The following is an 18127-nucleotide window of genomic DNA, read 5'->3' on the forward strand; positions in this document are numbered from 1 at the left end:
CGCTGGCGCGGCGTCGGTTATTACGAGCCCGACTGGATCGCCGCCAGCATCGTTTTGATCTGGCCTGACAGCACCGTCATGCCCGATTCGAAATGCAATGTGTTGTCCGCGAACTGCACCCGTTCGGTGTCGATGTCGACCGTGTTGCCGTCGAGCGCGGGTTGCGTCGGAATGCGGTATTGCAGATTGCCGTAGTCGTCGGACGCACCGCCGGTCGGTGTCAACGTCGCTTTGCCCGACATGTGGCCGGGGGACGTCGACACCATCGACATGCCGCTCGTCACGCCCACGGGCTGCGTCATCGCGAGCGTCGAATTGTTCGAGGCGGCGGTGCCGATGGCGCCGTCGCTCTTCTTCAACGCGCCGGCGAGCGACGAGGCGAAGTCGACGTCGCGCGCCTTATACCCGGGGGTATCGGCGTTGGCGATATTCGACGACAGCAGCTCCTGGCGGTAAGCGCGTACATCGAGCGCCTGGCGGCCAAAGGCGAATTCGGCATCGAGTTTGTCCAGCATAAGAAATCTCCGGAGAACGTTCCCGAGGCTTCCCGCTGCAACCTCGCGTGAGGACTGCGTCGAGCGAGAAGGCCTTTTTGCATGAAGTGCATCTTATGGGCGGCACGCAAGGAGCAATCGGACGAATAACCGGGAAAGGGGGCTTCTATTCAACGTTTGCGCAATGGGGGTGCTCACTAGAATGCAAGGCGTACCGATGCATTCGATGGAGAAACACGATGGACCAGCCCACCTTCGATCCGACGCGCCGCGCCCACCGCGCGGCAGCGCATGGCGTGGGTGCGGGCGTGCCGCGCCGGGCCAGGAAACTGCCGGCCTGGTCGACGCGGCTCGTGCGCCTCGCGCTGGGTTCGGCGCTGTGTCTGCCGGCCGGCGCGCTGCTGATTGCGCCGAGCGCCTATGCGCAGGAAGCCGACGGGCCGATCGTGATTCCCGGCCCGGGCGAAAAGAATCCGGCCGCGCTCGCCGATCTCGCGCAGCAGATGCAAGCCGCGCCGGCCAAACGCGCCGGCACCGCCGCGACGCTGGCCGCGGCCACCGCGCAATCGCTGGGACGCGGACCGGTTTCCCGCACCACGGATGAATTCACCCGCGCCGCCAATGCGAGCGGCTCGATCGTGATTGCCGGCGAAGGCGAAGCGTCTGCCGCGCCGCACATGATCCACACCAACTTCAAACCCGACGCGAACGGCGTCGTGACGATTCCCGCACCGGGCGCGGCAAATGTGCCGACCGGCGTGGTCAACGTCGTGCCCGGCCAGCGCCAGGTCGTGCCGGTCGTGGTCACACCGGCCGCGCGGCAAGCCGTGAGCGTGCAGCCGGTGGCGGCCAATGCGCCGGCCAACGGCGGGTATCGCGGCGTGAATAACGGTGTCGTCAGCAGCGCCAGCGGCGTTAACGGCATTGCCAGCAATACTGCCGTCACCGACGGTTTCGACAGCCTCGCTTCACGCGGCGAACCGCCGCAACTGGACGCGAACGGCAAGCCGCTCGCAGTCCGGGCCATCGCCACGCGACCGGCGATCGCGCCACTTGCCACGTCGACCACGGCAGCCGCCACGGCCGCGAACGTTACGCGGGCATCGGTCCCGGCGCCCGCGACGATCACCCGCGTATCGGCCACGCGCTCCATCGCGCCGGCGATCGCGCAGCAGAACCTGCGCGCCGCCGCCGTCGCGCAACCGGCACCGCTGCCCGGCCAGCAAGATGCGGAGGCGATCCGCGGCGCCGCGCTCGCGTTCCTGCAGCAGCAATCCGCCGGCTTGCCGGGCAAGGTCGAGATCACCGTCGCCCAGGCGTTTCCGCGCGGCCTCGCGGCCTGCACGGCGCTCGAGCCCTTCATGCCGAGCGGTGCGCGCCTGTGGGGCCGCATGACCGTCGGCGTACGCTGCGCCGGCGAACGGCCGTGGACCATCTATCTGCAAGCGCGGATTTCGCTGAACGCCACCTACTATCTGGCAGCCCGCGCCATGTCGCCGGGCGAAGTGCTGACCGCCGCCGACCTCGTCGCGCGTGACGGCGATCTGACCGGTTTGCCGCAGGCGATCGTCACGGACCCTTCGCAGGCAATCGGCTCGGTGACGCTCACGCGCGTCGCCGGCGGCATGCCGCTGCGTCGCGACATGCTGAAAAGCACCTCGGCGGTCTCGATCGGCCAGACGGTGCGGGTCGTCGCGGCGGGCGCCGGTTTCTCGATTTCGTCCGAAGGCAGCGCAATGAACAACGCGTCGCCGGGCCAGCAGGTGCGGGTGCGCACGCCCAACGGCCAGATCATTTCCGGCATTGTGAAAGACGGCTCGACGGTGGAGATTCAGCTGTGAACGGGCATGGAGTGCGCGCCGCTCGGGATTCGCACGGGCGCCAGGCCTCGCGAAGCCGGACGCAGGCAGTGCAAGTGACATGGGTCGGGCCCGCCAAGGGGCCGGATCGTCTTGAATGGCAAGGCAAAACCTGGAGCGATTGCGCTAAAGTTTTGATCAGCGGGTGCCGTTATCAGGATCAAATCGTTCAGGAAGCCAATCGTGAAAGTCGATTCCACAACCAATTCGAATCTGCCGTCGTTGAAAGACGCCCTGTCCCGTTCGCAGCAAAGCGACGCGACGACCGCGAACAGCAACGCGCAGACCGCGAGCAGCGCCTCGCAATCCACGTCCAGCGCCACGTCGGGCGACGCCAGCGTCAGCCTGTCGGGCCTGTCGCAGCATCTGCGCAGCCTCGCGGCGTCCGGTTCGGCAGACATCGACACGGCGCATGTCGAGTCGATCAAGCAGGCCATCAAGAACGGCTCGCTGACGATCGACTCCGGCAAGATCGCCGACGGCGTGCTGAACACCGCACGCGACCTGTTGCAAAGCAAAACCTCGTCGACCGGCAACTGATCGACGCATCGAAGTACGGTGACTTGCCGGGCGACGTTCGACAAACCCGGCTCGCGAATCTAACGCGAGCCGTCGTGTTCAGCGAGTTGTTGAAATGAAAGACGCCCTGCTTGCCACCCTCGTCGAAGAATATTCGGCGGTCGAGGCGTTCGCCTCGATTCTGACGCTCGAAACCAAGGCATTGACCGCCTTGTCGCCGCTGGAATTACTGCCGCCGATCGTCGAGAAGAAAACCGAACTGATCGGGGTGCTGGCCAATCTCGAAACCACCCGCGACGCGCTGCTCGCCGACATGGGTTTGCCGTCAGGCTGGCCCGGCATGGAGCTCGCGGCCAGCACCGACACGCGCGTTGCCGACCAATGGTCGCTGCTGCAGAAAGCCGCCGAACGCGCGCGACGCTTCAACACGAGCAACGGTGAGCTGATCCGCGTGCGGATGGACTACAACCAGCGCGCGCTGGCCGCGCTTCAGGTCGAAGTGCCGCAGAAGGTCGGTTTCTACGGACCGGACGGGCGAATTCCCACCCAACCCGCAGCGTAATGACTGCCTGAACCTGCCTGCGCGGCATCGCTGCGCGCGATCGCGGCGCACGGCTGCCGCCGGCTTCATTGCATTGAACGAAGGGCTCGTCATCTGATTGACGAGCCCTTTCTGTTTTTCCGCTTCACTCCCTTCCCCACCCACGCGTTAGCCATCCGGCCAGGTGGCGCGAACGCGCGCGCCGCGTTGAAATCGTGCCTTCCCCCACTGCGGTTCTTCGCGTTCCGTCTCGCGTGTCGACGCCGATGCGCAGCGCCAGGCGGAACGTCAACCTCTAGCGGAGTTGTGTAATCGTGTGTATGATTTCAGGAGTGAATTATGAACAGCGCCGCGGTAATGAAATGGATTCAGGCAAATGACTGGCAGTTGGTCCGCATCTCGGGCAGCCACCATCATTTCCGGCATCCATTCAGGGCCGGTCTCGTGACCCTCCCTCATCCCAGGAAAGATCTGCCACCCGGCACCTTGAACAGCATCCTGAAACAGGCGGGCCTGAAATGAAAAACCTGATTTTCCCGATCGCAGTCGAATTCGGCGACGACCAGCATGCGTATGGCGTGGTGGTGCCGGACCTTCCCGGCTGCTTTGCGGCCGGCGATACGCTCGAAGAGGCTTTTGTTAACGCGAAGCTGGCGGTGGAGTCGCATCTCGACACGCTGCTCGACGAAGGGCTGCCGGTGCCGCAGCCGCTCAGGCTGAGCGAACATCAGCGCAATCCGGATTACGCGGGCTTTATCTGGGGCTTCGTCGCCACCCGGAATATTCCCGCCCTGAAGAAGGCCGTGCGTATCAACATCTCACTGCCCGAGGTGCTGGTCCAGGATATCGACGTCTACGCGCAAACGCGCGGCTTGTCGCGCTCGTCATTTCTCGCGCTGGCTGCGGAGCATGAGATGGCGGCGTGAAGCCGGCGGGGTTCAGGCTTGCTGCCGGAACCGTCGTGAGCTGAAGCGCCGGGGTAGTGCGATCGGCGCTTCAGGTTACGTGGTGACTTCAGGTGACTTCGCGTGACTTCTAATCGCTTCAGGTCGCTTCGGCATTCGCCCAGGCCATTTCGCGCAGGCGCGTGCGCAAACGCGCCACCGCCTGGCTGTGCAGCTGGCATACCCGCGACTCGCTGACTTCCATCACCGCGCCGATTTCGCGCAGGTTCATGCCGCGCTCGTAATAGAGCGACATCAGCAGCTTCTCGCGTTCCGGCAGGCGGTCGATCGCTTCCACCAGCGCCGAGCGCAGGCTGTCGTCGAGCAGCGCCGACAGCGGGTCCGAATGGTCCACGCAGTAGCGGTCGAGAAACGGCTCGTCGTCCGCCGAACGATCGAAGTCTTCGTAATAGATCAGCTGGCTGCCGTGCAAGTCCTGGAGCATCGACTGATACTCGTCGAGCGGCATTTGCAGGTGCTCGGCGATCTCGGTTTCGCTCGCCGAGCGGCCCAGGTTCTGCTCCACCTTGTGCACCGCCGTTTCGACTTCGCGCGAGGTGCGCCGCAGGCTGCGCGGCAACCAGTCGTTGCTGCGCAGTTCGTCGAGCATCGCGCCGCGAATCCGCTGGCTGGCGTAGGTCTCGAACTGCGCGCCCTGGTCTTCCTTGTAGCGGCTCGCGGCGTCCAGCAGGCCGATCATGCCGGCCTGGATCAGATCGTCGAGATCGACGCTGGCCGGCATCTTGGCAACGAGCTGCAAGCCGAGGCGACGCACCAGCGGTGCGTACTTCGTCAGAACGTCGGCTTGGGAAATCTTTCCCTGAGCGTTATACATCGTGCTCCCCTTGTCCTTGTGCCGCCTCTCAGGCGTGCTGCGCGGACGGTTGGTCGGCGTGTTGCGCCGCTGTAACTGTCGCAGGCGCCATCCATGGCGTTTGCGACGACATCGCTGGCCGCATCGGCCAGTACTGCAATTCGGCGGCGAGGTGCCGGAAGTCGCGCGCAGCCGGTGTCGATGGGAACGCATCGACGACACAACGCGACAACTCCTGGGCTCGCGCCATCCGCGCATCGGCGGTAATGCAACCGGCGTCTTCCAGCGCCACCGTCAGGTAGCGCCCGGCCACGCCGGCCAGGTTGGCGAACGCGGTATGCGCGTCACCGGGACTCTGCACGTGATTCACCAGCACACGGAACTGCGCGAGCGCATGCGCGTAGTGCAGGCGCTTCATGCAGGCGTACGCCTCGGTGATCGCTTGCGCGGCCATCCGCGTAACGATCATCACGTCGTGCGCCTGTTTGGCGAGCGGCGACAGGTGGCCTTGCGGGTCCAACTGCGCATCGATCAGCACCACATCCGCGGAACCGTGCAACACCACGCCGAGCTGCGCGGCCGAATGGCCTTCGCGGTTCGGCCGCGACGCGGCCAGCACCGAGAATCCCAGCGCATGGCGCGCGGCAGCGTCGTCGAGCGCCATCTCGCCGCGCATCACGGCGGCGAAATTACCCGCGCCGCGCAGGCCGCCGAGCATCGCGCTCACCGACAGCTCGCCGAGGCATTCGTCGATCACCAGGACATCCTTACCTTGCTGCGCGAGCGCCGCCGCGAGGTTCACCACCGTCGTCGTACAGCCTGCACCCGTCGAGCCGCCCGTCACCGCAATCACGCGCGAGCCGCTACGCGCCAGCAGGCGCCGCAGTCCTTCTGCCTGATCGGAGATGAGCTTATCCAAAGCGGACCTCGTGAAGGTCGGCGGTCGAGCGGGCGGACAACGACGACAGCAAAGCCGGGATATCGTCTTCGTGCGGCACGAACGGCGAGTTGTCGCGCGGAATGCAGAACGCGCTCTTGATCAGGAATTTCTTCGTCGCGACGTACAGGTTCTCCGGCACCTTCTGACCGGTCGACACGTAGTGGACCGGCAACTTGTAGCGGATCACCGTATCGAGCACGCCGCCCAGATTGGTGGCTTCGTCGAGCTTGGTCAGGATGCAGCCGGCGAGCGGCTGCTGGTCCGGCGAGCGCTGATAGGCCTGCACGACTTCGTTGAGCGTGTCGCCGTGGCTCGTCGCGTTGAGCAGCAGCAGGCGCTGCACCGGCTGACCGGCGCGGCACAGCATGGCGATCTGGTCGGAGACGAGCCGGTCGCGCTGGCTCATGCCGATCGTGTCGATCAGCACGATGTGCTTGTTGCGTAGTTCGGAGAGCGCGAGTTGCAGATCGGCGCCGTCTTTCACCGCATGGACCGACACGCCGAGAATCTTGCCGAAGATGCGCAGTTGTTCGTGGCCGCCGATCCGGTAGCTGTCGGTGGTCAACAGCGCGACCTTGCTGGCGCCGAAGCGCATCACGCAGCGCGCGGCCAGTTTGGCGGTGGTCGTGGTCTTGCCGACGCCGGTCGGGCCCATCAGGGCGAACACACCGCCGCGCTCCATCAGCGCGTCTTCGTCTTCCATCACCGGCAGGTTCGATTCGAGCACCGAGCGCACCCAGTCCATGCCGCCTTCCATGCTGTCGACTTCTTCGGGCAGGTTGTCGACCATCATCTGCACGAGTTGCGCGGAGAAACCGGCGGCGAACAGGTGCTTGGTGAGCGCGGCGCGCGCCGGGTTGCGGCGTTGGCGATCGCCCCACAGCAGGCCGGCGAAGTGTTCTTCCATCATGCCGCGCATCGACGACAGCTCGTTCATCACCGTGTCGTTGACGACCTGCTCCATGCGCGCCTTGATTGCTTCCGCGACGGAAGCCGGGGTGCGGTCGTCGTTCGGCGTCAGCGACGGTGCGATTTTCTGCGCGGCGCGGCGTGCGGCGAGTTGCGCGGCTTCACGCGCCCAGTCGGGGGTGTCGACAGCCGACGCGGCGCTGGCGCTGCCCGGTTGGACGGCGGCGCCGAGGCCCTTGGCCATGGCGGCGGCCGGCGTCATCGCGGCGGGACGCGCGCTGTAGGCCCCTTCCTGCTGCTGCTCAGCGGCAATGCGGCGGGCGTGATCGATCAGCCAGGGATTCGATTCGGCCATCGTGCGCGGTGAAGGCAAATCAGCGACCGGCGCGGCGGACGACGGCAGCACGCCGGCGGCTTTGAGCAGATCGGCGCGGATGTCTTCATTCAGACGCGCGGCCGCGGCGCGTGCGCTCGGCTGCTCGGCGCCAGCTGCTTGCGGCGCGGCGGCGGGCTTGCCCGGCGCGCCAGCCGACAGCGCGTTCGTCGTGCCCGGCAACGCCGCTTTCGGCGTGGCGGACGGCGCCGGTTTCGCGGCCGGCTTCGGCGCGGCAGCCGGTTCGTCGCTCAAGGCGTCGTCGAAGGCGTACGGGCCGGCGGCATTGCCGCTGTCGTTCTCGGCACCGGCTTCCGGGCTCGCGCCGAACACCGACGAGAACACGTCGGGCATGCCGCTCGCATACGGATTGCCCATCGGCAGCGCGCGCGGTGCGGCTAGCGCGGGATGTCCAGCCGTGCCACTCATCGACCCGGCCTGCGCCGCGGCGGCGTTGCCGCGCGGCACCTTGGGCGTGATGGCGGCCAGATCGCTGTCGGCCAAGGCGACGATTTCGACGCTGCCGTCGTCCATCGTGCGATTGGACAGTACGACCGCGTCCGCGCCCAACGCTTCGCGTACGAGACGCAGCGCATCACGACTGGTTGCACCGACAAATTTACGAATGTTCAAGCTGGACCCCCGATGAGGTAAACGGAACTAACGGACCGGCAACATACCGCTTCCCATTGAGATCATTATTGCGAAACCCATCGAGCGACGATCGATGGATAAAGACTGTTAAAGGGGGGTAATTCGGACGATGGAAACGTGCTGCAAGTCCCGCGCACAGCGGTTTTAAACACGCCTTTCAGGGCCGCGCGACGGGCGGTCCGCAGGCGCATCATGAGCGAGGCGGGCGGCTTACAACACGAAAAGTCAGGCGCGGAAATGAAACCGGCGCTCCAAGAGCGCCGGTGGAAAAACAGCCTGCGAGATGAACCGGCGCCGTTATCCGGTTCAATGCGGGATTCGATACTGGGTCGACGACGGCGCTCAATGCGCCCCGATCAGATTCACCACCTTGATATTGCGCGTATCGGGCACTTCCGCATAAGACAGCACCTTCAGTTGCGGCAGACTGCGACGCAGGAAGCGCGCGAGCATGGGCCGCAACGCGTGCTGTACGAGCAGGACGGGTGCGAGTCCGAGGTTCTGCTGACGCGTCATCGCCTTCTGGGTTTCGTTCAGGAGCGTATGTGCAAGACCCGGTTCGAGCCCCGGATTCGCGCCAGTGGAGAGCGCCTGCGAGAGCACGCGCTCCAGGTTCGAATCGAGGCCCATCACCTGCATGTCGCCGGTGCCAGGGAACCACTGCTGCGTAATCGCGCGACCCAGCGCGAGCCGCACGGCCGCGGTGAGATCGTGCGCGTCGGTGACCTTCGGCGCGTGTTCGGACAGCGCTTCGAGAATCGTGCGCATGTCGCGGATCGGCACCCCTTCCTCCAACAGATTCTGCAACACCTTTTGCAGCGTGGTGAGCGGCAGCGACTTCGGCACCAGATCGTCCACCAGCGACGGCGTGTCCTTCTGCATCCGCTCGAGCAGCGACTGCACTTCGCGGCGGCCGAGCAGTTCCGACGCATGCGTGACGACCAGATGATTCAGGTGCGTCGCCACCACGGTGCTCGAATCGACCACGGTGTAGCCGTACACCTGCGCCTGTTCGCGCAGATTCGTATCGATCCAGATGGCCGGCAAGCCGAACGCGGGGTCCTGCGTCGGCGTGCCCGGCAGCGCGGCGGACACCTGACCCGGATTGATGGCGAGCCATTGCCCCGGATACGCCTCGCCGACGCCCACTTCGACGCCTTTCAAGGCAATGCGGTAACCGTTCGGGCGCAGTTCGAGGTTGTCGCGAATATGAATGACCGGCGGCAGAAAACCGATTTCCTGCGCGAACTTCTTGCGGATGCTCTTGATCCGCTTGAGCAGTTCGCCGTCGGAATTCTTGTCGACCAGCGGAATCAGCCGGTAGCCGACTTCGAGACCGAGCGTGTCGATCATCGTCACGTCGTCCCAACTGGCTTCGGTGTTCTCGACCGGCGTCATCGCGGCCGGCGCGACGTCGACCAGCGCGTTGGTGTTCTTGCGCTCGTCCGCTTTCTTCTTCATCGTGCGGCCGAGCTGGATCAAGCCACCGCCGAGCACCAGAAACGCGAAGTGCGGCATGCCCGGAATCAGGCCCATCAACACGAGAATGCAGCCGGTGATCACCAGCACGCGCGGGTTCGTGAACAACTGCCCGGTAAGCTGGGTGCCGATGTCTTCGTTGGTGGCCACGCGCGACACGATCACGCCGGCCGCCGTCGAAATCACCAGCGACGGGATCTGCGCGACGAGGCCGTCACCGATCGTCAGCAGCGTGTAGGTCTTGCCCGCCGAGGCGAAGTCCATGCCATGCTGCACCATCCCGACGATCAGGCCGCCGAAGATGTTGATCACCATGATGAGCAAGCCGGCAATCGCATCGCCGCGCACGAACTTGCTCGCGCCGTCCATCGAACCGTAGAACTCGGCTTCCTGCGAGACTTCGAGACGGCGCTTGCGGGCCTGGTCTTCGTTGATCAGGCCGGCGTTCAGGTCGGCGTCGATCGCCATCTGCTTGCCGGGCATCGCGTCGAGCGTGAAGCGCGCGGACACTTCGGCGATCCGCCCCGCGCCCTTGGTGATCACCATGAAGTTGATCACCATCAGGATCACGAACACGACGATACCGACCGCGAAGTTGCCGCCCACGAGGAAGTGGCCGAACGACTCGATCACCTGGCCGGCCGCATCGGGACCGGTGTGGCCTTCCAGCAGCACGACCCGGGTCGACGCGACGTTCAGCGACAGCCGCAGCAAGGTCGAGAACAGCAGCACGCTCGGGAACGCGGCGAAGTCGAGCGGCTTCATCGTGTACATGCTGACGAGCAGCACCATCACGGACAGCGCGATGTTGAAAGTAAACAGCAGATCCAGCAGGAACGGCGGCAACGGCAGAATCATCATGCCGAGGATCATCACGATCAGCACCGGCCCGGCGAGGGCGCGCAAATTGGTGCTGCTCAAGGCATCCGGCCGTCGGGCGAGGAAACCGGCGCGAGTGTTCATGCAGAGCGTCCTGAAGCGTCGTCGTTAGCGGGGTTGACGGGGTTGAGCACGTCGGCGGCTTCCTGGTCGGCTTCGTCGTCCGCCACACCGCCCTTGTCGAGTTCCGGCGGCACGTCGAAGTCGGTCGGTGCGACCGGCACGGTGCCGCCTTCGGTATTGAATCGCCGCAGCTGATACACCCACGCGAGCACTTCGGCGACCGCGCCGTACAGCGGGCCCGGAATTTCGCGATTCAGCTCGACGTTGTGATACAGCGCCCGCGCAAGCGGCGGCGCTTCCAGCAGCGGCACGTTGTTTTCGGCAGCGATCTCGCGAATCCGCGCGGCCACCAGGTTGACGCCCTTGGCGATCACCTTCGGCGCGCGCATCTCGCCGTCCGTGTATTGCAGCGCGACCGCGAAGTGTGTCGGGTTGGTTACCACCACGTCGGCCTTCGGCACATTCGTCATCATGCGGCGGCGGGCAATCGCGCGCTGCTGCTGACGAATCCGGCCTTTCACATGCGGATCGCCTTCGCTTTCGCGGTGCTCGCGCTTCACTTCTTCCTTCGTCATGCGCAGTTTCTTGTGGAACTGCCACAGTTGATACGGCACATCCATCGCGGCGACCACGAACATGCCCGCCACCGTCATGCCGCAGCACACGGCGATCAGATGCGCGGAGTTGACCAGCGCGAGCTGCAAGGGCTGGGTTGCCAGCGCGAGAATCTCTTCGCGGCGATTCCAGATCGCCGTGCCGCCGATAATGCCCACCACCAGCGTCTTGGCGAGCGACATGCCGAGCTGGACCGGGCCATTGATCGAAAAAATCTTGCCGAGCCCTTCGATCGGATTGAGCCGGTTGAACTTGGGCTCGAGTCCCTTTGAAGACAACTGCCAGCCGCCCAGCGCCAGCGGCGAAAGCAAAGCGGCCGCGCCGGTGAAAGCCAGCACCGGCAGGAGCGTGTAAAGCCCTTCGCGACTGGCCACGCCGGCGCCGATCATCATGCGGCGGGTTTCGAACACGGTGGCGTGATTGAACGTGAAAGCCGTGCGCAGCATGCCTTGCAAGTGCTCGCCGATGCTGCTGGACATGCCCCACACGCCGAAGAACCCCGCCGCCAGCAGCGCAAACGTCGACAGCTCCCGCGAACGCACGATCTGCCCTTCCTCGCGCGCCTTCTGCAGGCGCCGGGGAGTGGCTGATTCGGTTTTTTCGAGGTCGCTGTCCTCTGCCACAAAAGCTCTCCAGTCGGCCGAGGCACGGCGCCTCTTTCCAGTGAGAGCGATTATTCCCGCTCGACGCAAGCGCTGATCGGCGGATAAGGGCGGAGAAAGGGGGGTATTTCGAGAGATGGAGCGGCGCGCGGCCGGCTGCCCAGTGTTACCCGGACAGCCGGTCAGTCACGCCGTCAGACGCGTGCTTTAGAACGCCACGAACGGCTGCTGGCCGCCGCTCGCGGTCTGATCGAGGCCGTAATACACGTAGCGGCCAAAGAAGAACGGCAGACCGAGGTCGAATGCGCTGCTACCGCTGATCTGCCCGGCGAGATCGTTGAACGCGTAACTGTTGGTGTTGCCGAACAGGATCGACGCACTCAGGATACCGATGCTGGCGGTCACTCTCGCGCTGTTCGTGCCGCCCAGCGTTACCGTGCGGGTTTGCGCCGACGACGGACAGTAAAAGCCCTGGAAGTTGCTGCCGCACAGCGAAAGCGAACTATCCGAGAAGAAGTAAGCGTTCGAGCCCGAATCCAGGAAGGCCTGCACCGTCGTGCCGTTGAACACGCTGTTGTTCAGATCGCCGTAGGCGTCGGTGGTGAAGGACTGCGCGGCGGCCAGCGTATTGTTCGACCGCGTGCCGATGCCGAACACCAGCGTGCCGGTGGCCGACGCCGTGCCGAAGTTCGACACGGCCGGCAACTGCACGATCACGCCGTTCTTGTCGACCGGGAAATTCGCCACCGGATTGGCCACCTGCTGCGCGAGCGGCACCGTGGCACGGGCACAGGACGTGCCGCCCGGGCACGCGAAGTAATTGCTGTAGTTCGCGGCCGTCACGGGGTTTGCACAGGTCGCGCCGCAATCGTTCGGTGCGGTGCCGATGCCGAGAATGCCGTTGGCGCCGAGATCGTTGACGGTGTTTTCCGCCGAGCCGCTGCAACCGCGCGCCGGCACCGTGCTGGCGGCCAGGTCGCCGATAATCTGCAGCGGAATGGCCGCCGTGGTCGTCTCGCCGCCAATCGTCACGCTCGCGGTGCGCACGGATCCCCACGTGTAGCCGTCGGCGAAGGTGGCGCACTCGGCGAGCGGGTTACCGCTCACGGTGCTGACCGGCAATGCGCCGAGCACCGACGAGCTGATCGCCGTATTGACCAGCCGCAAACCGAACGACGCGGTATCCACTTGGACGTTATTGATGGTCTGACAGTTGGACGTGGATCCCGGCGCGCAAATCGTCACGCTGACCGTCGGGATATTCACGACGCCGTTCACGCCAGCGCCCACCGTGATCGTTGCCGTGTTCGCGGCATTCGGGGTGATCGGCTGCTGGGTCGGGCTGGCCGGCAGCGTTCCGCCGTTCAGCGAGTTCGAGGAATTATTGCTGCTGCTGTTGCTGTCGCCCCCTCCACCGCCGCCGCACGCAACGAGCGTGGACACCAGCAACACGGCCGCGACGGCCTGGATCCAGCTCTTGAGCTTCACCGCCTTGATAGCACTACGCATGGTTCGCATCGTCGTCCTCGCTCTTACTGGATGTCGGAACCGCTGACGCCAGCGGGCAACGCAGGCGGTAGCCACGCCTGCCCGTTGAATGCGCCCATATGGCCGCCGGAATGCACGACGAGGCTGCTCTGATCGACCGCGACCGGCCCACGGCCACCGCCGCGCCCGGCCTTCACGGTCTTCACGCCGGCGACGTACTGCGGAAAATAACTACCGAGCATCTCGTTCAGATCGGGCATCTGCGGGCCGCGCCACGCAATGCCGAATACGGAGCCGTCGGCCGCCAGATATTCGCGCACCACCGTGCCGTTACCGAGCGTGGTCTCACGCACGGTGTACGACGCGGAAGCGGAACTGGAGGACGCGGCACCGGATGCCGAACGCATTACGCTCAACGCGGCGCTCGCGGCGGGCTGCACGGTGCGGGAGGAAACCGATGCGTCCGCGGGCGGGGTCATCGGGGCGCCGCCCAATCCCGCATAGGCAGACGGCACGACGAACAGCGAACTGGGCAAGACTAGCGCCGTAACGATCCTGGCGCGGCGTACACAACTCCACATGACGAGGCTCCTCCCGAGCTGCGCGCGGTTCGCACAGGGTGCGACCGGCTGCGTGTATGCAGATCATACGGCACCGCCGACGTGGCAAGCGGGAGGGGTTTTCCTCACCTTGCCAGCGCCCGGCGACTGTCGTCACCGGTCGGCCGTACCGCTGCTTGAGCTCGTAGTATGCCTGTGGTTTGTGTCGGTAGACAGCAAGCGCACGCGGGCGCGTGGCTTGCTATGCGGACTGGTTTGTCCAGACGATCGGGCGGCCCGGTAGGCGGGCCGCCGGTTGCGCCGCGGGCTTAGAAGCCGAGGCTTGCCAGCAGGTCGTCGACTTGCGACTGGTCCTGCATCACGTCCGTCTTGCCTTCCGGATTGATCTGCGGACCATTCAGCAGATGCTCCGGGCTGCCGGTCGGCGACACTTCGGCCGCGGCCAATGCCGCCGCGTTCGCCGCGAACTGTTCGCGCCGTTCGAGCGCGATGTTCTCGACCAGCACGCCGAGCAACTGCTGCTCGATCAGATACACGACGTCCGTGATCTTCTTGATGACCTGACCGGTCAGATCCTGGAAGTCCTGCGCGAGCATGATCTCCATGAGCTGCGAATTGGTAGCCGTGGTCGCCTCGGGCACGCCGCGCAGAAACATGCGCGTGTCGTTCATCAGCGCGCGCACTTCCTCGCGCTCGATCGGCGCCGCGTACCACTGCTCCCAACGCGCGTCGAGCACGCCGGCGTCTTTCTGCAGTTGCTCCTGGATCGGCTTGGCGACTTCGATCGACGACAGCACGCGTTCGGCGGCCTGTTCGGTCATGGTCGCGATGTACTTGAGGCGGTCGCGCGCATCCGGCACCGCTTCGGCCGCACGCTCGACATGCTTGTCGAGCCCGAGCTCGCGCATCGAATCGCGCAGCGTGCGGGTCAGTGCTCCAATGCGGGCGAGGATGCGGTCGGACGCGAAGTCGCCGCTCTCATTCACCGCTTCGGCGCCTTGCGCATTGGTCGGCAGAGTCACATCAGCTCCCGGCTTTCGCCATCTTCTCGAGAATCTTGTTCAGCTTCTCGTCGAGCGTCGCGGCCGTGAACGGCTTGACGACATAACCGCTCGCGCCAGCCTGGGCCGCCGCGATGATGTTTTCCTTCTTCGACTCGGCCGTCACCATCAGCACCGGCAGGTGCGTGAGGTTCGCGTCGGCGCGGATTTCCTTGAGCATGGCCAGACCGTCGAGGTTCGGCATGTTCCAGTCGGAAATCACGAAGTCGTAGGTACCGCCGCGCAAACGCGCGAGGCCGGCCTGACCATCTTCCGCCTCGTCGACGTTCGAATAGCCCAGCTCCTTGAGGAGGTTGCGAACGATCCGGCGCATCGTCGGAAAGTCGTCAACTACCAGAATCTTCATTCCCTTATCCATTTCATTCCCTTAGCTTGATCCATGTGCGGCGCTTGACCGTGTCAAACCAGCGCATCAAATTAACGCCTCAATCTCCCGGCCAGCATCATACCCGTTGAACGCGATCGCCCATCGACGACAGGCGCGCCATCACGCGCCGGCTCATTTCCGGGAGCGATGCGATCTCGTCCGCCGCACCGAGCGCAATCGCTTCGCGCGGCATGCCGAACACGATACAGCTCGCTTCGTCCTGCGCAAGGGTATACGCCCCTGCTTTTTTCATGTCCAGCAGTCCCGCGGCGCCGTCGCGCCCCATGCCGGTCAGGATCACCCCGACCGCGTTCTTGCCCGCATGCTGCGCGGCCGAACGGAACAGCACATCGACCGACGGCCGATGCCGGTTCACCGGCGGATCGTCCGACAGGTGCGCAATATAGTTCGCGCCGCTGCGGGCCAGCAACAGGTGAGCGTGACCCGGTGCGATATACGCATGCCCCGGGAGCACGCGTTCTCCATGCTCTGCCTCTTTAACGGTAATCCGGCACAAACCATTGAGGCGTTGCGCAAAAGATTTTGTGAAACCCGGCGGCATATGCTGCGCGATCAGCACGGCGGGCGCATCTGGCGGCAGCGGCACCAGCACTTCGCGAATCGCTTCGGTGCCGCCCGTCGAGGCGCCGACAATAATCAGCTTTTCGGTACTGAGCAGCGGATTGTTGAACAGCGGCGCGGCGCCCACCGGCGCGTGCGCGGCATGCGCCGCCGCGTGCTGGACCGGCGCGGCCTGGCGCACACGGGCGCGGGCGGCGGCGCGGATCTTGTCGGCGAGCTTTTCCGAGTAGTCGAGCATGCCGTCGCGAATCCCGACCTTCGGCTTGGTGACGAAGTCGACCGCGCCCAGTTCGAGCGCGCGCAGCGTGATTTCGTTACCGCGTTCGGTCAGCGACGACACCATCACGACCGGCATCGGTCGCAGGCGCATCAGCTTCTCGAGGAAGTCGAGGCCGTCCATGCGGGGCATTTCGACGTCGAGCGTCAGCACGTCCGGGTTGTGTTGCTTGATGAGATCGCGCGCGACCAACGGGTCGGGTGCGGTCGCCACGACCGTCATGTCCGGCTGGCCGTTGATGATTTCCGTCATCAGGCTGCGGATCAGCGCCGAATCGTCGACGCACAGTACTTTGATCTTTTGCACAGCGCTCACGCCTCCTCTGTAGTTCTGGCGTTGTTTGAGTTAATCGGGCGCGAGCTGGCGCCGAACAGTTCGATGCGCGGCTTCGCTGCGCCCGCACTGCCTGCCGCCGACCCGGCTGTACCCGCTGCTCCGCCGCCGCTCGAGCTGAACAGCTCGACCTTGGGGCGTGCCGCGCCCGTCGACGAAAACAGTTCGACCTTGGGCCGCGCCGCAGCCGGCGTCGAGAACAGCTCGACACGCTTGCGCGCGGCAGCGAGCCGCTCGGCACGGGCCTCGGCGCCCTGCCGCACGAGCGCCTGTTCGCGCTCGGCCACGCCCGCTTCCTGCTGCAGACGCAATTTCTTCACCATCACCTGACCGGTGCGCGGCATGAACGCGACCTTGCGCGGGTGCGAACCCTGCAGGTCTTCCGCGACGATCCGGATCTTCTCGAGCGCGAGGTAGCGGCGCACGAACTCCGAATTGCGGTCGCCGATGTTCATCGTCGTCATACCCGCCAGCACCGCGCCGCCGCCGAACACCTTGGCCTCGAAGCGTTCGCGCCGGCCGCCGGCCTTGATCAGTTCGTTGATCAGCACCTCCATGGCGTACGCGCCGTAGCGCATCGAATCCGACGCGGCTTGCGCAACGTCCGCGCCGTCGTCGGGCAGCATGAAGTGATTCATGCCGCCAATGCCCGCGGTGCGATCCTGAATGCACGCCGCCACGCACGAGCCGAGCACGGTGACCAGCACCATGTCTTCATGCGTCGTGTAAAACTCGTTCGGCAACAGCTTCACGCCGGGGCGCTGGAAGTGGTTGTCGTAATACAGATTGGTTGCGATCGGCAGACGGCTGCTCATACGGTCACCCCGCTCGTCGTGTGAGACGACGTCGATGTCGATGTCGATGCGCGCGCCGGCGTGCGCGTGCCGGTGGCGTCACGCGTCAGTTCGTAGACGGTCTGGCCGCGCAGCTTGAACGCCTGCGTGACGTACGTGAAGTTTTCCGAGTGGCCGGCGAACAGCAAGCCGCCCGATTTCATCAGCGGTTCGAAGCGGCCGAGCACCTGAGCCTGGGTCGGCTTGTCGAAATAGATCATCACGTTGCGGCAGAAGATCGCGTCGAACTGCGAGCGCAACTGGTAATCGCGATCGGTCAGGTTCAGTTGCTGGAAACGCACCAACGCGCGCACTTCCGGGCGCACCTTGACCATCCCGGCATGCGCGCCGGTGCCCTTCAGGAAGAAGCGCTTGAGCCGCTCGGGCGAGAGATGCTTGACCTGGTCGAACTGGTACATGCCGGCTTCGGCTTTCGCGAGCACCTGGGTGTCGATGTCCGTGGCAAGCACCGACGCCTGGCGCGCGCCGCTGTCGCCGAGCGCTTCGATCAGCGTCATCGCGATCGAGTACGGTTCTTCGCCGGTGGAGGCCGCCGAACACCAGACCGACACAGGCTGCGGACGGCGCGGCACGAACTCGGCCAGAATCGGAAAGTGATGTGCTTCGCGGAAGAACGCGGTCAGGTTGGTGGTCAGCGCATTGGTGAAGGCTTCCCACTCGGCCGGATCGTTCTCCGCTTCGAGCAGATCGAGATATTGTTTGAAGGTATCGAGACCGCGGGCCCGCAGACGGCGCGCCAGACGGCTATACGCCATGTCGCGCTTGTGATCCGACAGCGAAATGCCCGCGCTGCGATGGATCAGGTCGCGAATGCGAGCGAAATCCGCCGACGTGAATTCGAAATCCCGTCCCTGTTCACCGGATCTAACCGGCTCCGCCCGATCGGGTCGTTGCTGTGCGCGCGTTGCCATCATGAAAGT

At 65.1% G+C, this 18127-nt stretch carries 18 protein-coding genes; 5 read left to right on the plus strand and 13 right to left on the minus strand.

The annotated features are described in order from the left end of the window. Positions 1–20: 20 nt before the first annotated feature. Positions 21–515: a flagellar basal body rod protein FlgB gene (flgB, locus tag B0G83_RS25095; RefSeq protein ID WP_105510098.1), complete on the minus strand. Its 495-nt coding sequence runs from the start codon at positions 513–515 to the stop codon at positions 21–23. A 218-nt stretch (positions 516–733) separates the two neighbouring features. Between flgB and flgA the strand changes: the two genes are divergently transcribed. From flgA to B0G83_RS25120, 5 genes are all read left to right on the plus strand, one after another. Beyond that, positions 734–2335, plus strand: a complete 1602-nt coding sequence (gene flgA, locus B0G83_RS25100) for a flagellar basal body P-ring formation chaperone FlgA (protein ID WP_105510099.1) — start codon at positions 734–736, stop codon at positions 2333–2335. A gap of 201 nt (positions 2336–2536) precedes the next feature. Continuing rightward, the gene (flgM, locus tag B0G83_RS25105; RefSeq protein ID WP_105510100.1) at positions 2537–2893 is read left to right on the plus strand and encodes a flagellar biosynthesis anti-sigma factor FlgM; all 357 of its coding nucleotides are present in this window, start codon (positions 2537–2539) and stop codon (positions 2891–2893) included. A 94-nt stretch (positions 2894–2987) separates the two neighbouring features. Beyond that, positions 2988–3434, plus strand: a complete 447-nt coding sequence (locus B0G83_RS25110; RefSeq protein WP_105510101.1) for a flagella synthesis protein FlgN — start codon at positions 2988–2990, stop codon at positions 3432–3434. A gap of 318 nt (positions 3435–3752) precedes the next feature. After that, positions 3753–3935 (plus strand): type II toxin-antitoxin system HicA family toxin, encoded by a 183-nt coding sequence (locus B0G83_RS25115; RefSeq protein WP_105510102.1) that lies wholly within the window; start codon positions 3753–3755, stop codon positions 3933–3935. Then, positions 3932–4339, plus strand: coding sequence for a type II toxin-antitoxin system HicB family antitoxin (locus B0G83_RS25120; protein WP_105510103.1), 408 nt, complete (start codon positions 3932–3934; stop codon positions 4337–4339). Before B0G83_RS25115 ends, B0G83_RS25120 begins: the two co-directional genes overlap by 4 nt. A gap of 118 nt (positions 4340–4457) precedes the next feature. Here B0G83_RS25120 and B0G83_RS25125 read toward each other — a convergent pair whose 3' ends face one another. The 12 genes from B0G83_RS25125 to B0G83_RS25180 all read right to left on the minus strand — a co-directional run bounded on the left by B0G83_RS25125 (position 4458) and on the right by B0G83_RS25180 (position 18121). Then, a complete protein-coding gene (locus B0G83_RS25125) occupies positions 4458–5192 on the minus strand; it encodes an RNA polymerase sigma factor FliA (protein WP_007179960.1) in 735 nt (244 codons plus the stop codon). A 28-nt stretch (positions 5193–5220) separates the two neighbouring features. Further along, positions 5221–6090 carry an AAA family ATPase gene (locus tag B0G83_RS25130; protein WP_105510104.1) on the minus strand — a complete coding sequence of 290 codons (870 nt, stop codon included), beginning with the start codon at positions 6088–6090 and terminating at the stop codon, positions 5221–5223. Then, positions 6083–8026 carry a flagellar biosynthesis protein FlhF gene (flhF, locus tag B0G83_RS25135; protein ID WP_105510105.1) on the minus strand — a complete coding sequence of 648 codons (1944 nt, stop codon included), beginning with the start codon at positions 8024–8026 and terminating at the stop codon, positions 6083–6085. Before flhF ends, B0G83_RS25130 begins: the two co-directional genes overlap by 8 nt. A 363-nt stretch (positions 8027–8389) precedes the next feature. Further along, positions 8390–10489 carry a flagellar biosynthesis protein FlhA gene (gene flhA / locus B0G83_RS25140; RefSeq protein ID WP_105510106.1) on the minus strand — a complete coding sequence of 700 codons (2100 nt, stop codon included), beginning with the start codon at positions 10487–10489 and terminating at the stop codon, positions 8390–8392. Next, positions 10486–11706 carry a flagellar biosynthesis protein FlhB gene (gene flhB / locus B0G83_RS25145; RefSeq protein ID WP_105510107.1) on the minus strand — a complete coding sequence of 407 codons (1221 nt, stop codon included), beginning with the start codon at positions 11704–11706 and terminating at the stop codon, positions 10486–10488. Before flhB ends, flhA begins: the two co-directional genes overlap by 4 nt. A gap of 186 nt (positions 11707–11892) precedes the next feature. Then, positions 11893–13194, minus strand: coding sequence for a DUF3443 domain-containing protein (locus B0G83_RS25150; protein WP_105510108.1), 1302 nt, complete (start codon positions 13192–13194; stop codon positions 11893–11895). Between the two features lie 23 nt (positions 13195–13217). Further along, positions 13218–13754, minus strand: a complete 537-nt coding sequence (locus B0G83_RS25155; RefSeq protein WP_105510109.1) for a DUF2844 domain-containing protein — start codon at positions 13752–13754, stop codon at positions 13218–13220. Between the two features lie 287 nt (positions 13755–14041). Then, positions 14042–14755, minus strand: a complete 714-nt coding sequence (cheZ, locus tag B0G83_RS25160; protein WP_105510110.1) for a protein phosphatase CheZ — start codon at positions 14753–14755, stop codon at positions 14042–14044. Position 14756: 1 nt separating this feature from the next. Then, entirely contained in the window at positions 14757–15152 is a 396-nt protein-coding gene (gene cheY, locus B0G83_RS25165) for a chemotaxis response regulator CheY (protein WP_007179968.1), read from the minus strand. A gap of 85 nt (positions 15153–15237) precedes the next feature. After that, on the minus strand, positions 15238–16326 hold the full coding sequence (locus B0G83_RS25170; protein WP_035562579.1) for a chemotaxis response regulator protein-glutamate methylesterase: 1089 nt from the start codon (positions 16324–16326) through the stop codon (positions 15238–15240). Positions 16327–16331: 5 nt separating this feature from the next. Continuing rightward, complete coding sequence (gene cheD / locus B0G83_RS25175) at positions 16332–17168, minus strand: chemoreceptor glutamine deamidase CheD (protein ID WP_105510112.1); 837 nt, start codon at positions 17166–17168, stop codon at positions 16332–16334. After that, positions 17165–18121, minus strand: coding sequence for a CheR family methyltransferase (locus tag B0G83_RS25180; RefSeq protein ID WP_105510113.1), 957 nt, complete (start codon positions 18119–18121; stop codon positions 17165–17167). Before B0G83_RS25180 ends, cheD begins: the two co-directional genes overlap by 4 nt. Positions 18122–18127: the final 6 nt, after the last annotated feature.

The sequence above is a fragment of the Paraburkholderia sp. BL21I4N1 genome (genome assembly GCF_002973525.1).
Lineage (GTDB): Bacteria > Pseudomonadota > Gammaproteobacteria > Burkholderiales > Burkholderiaceae > Paraburkholderia.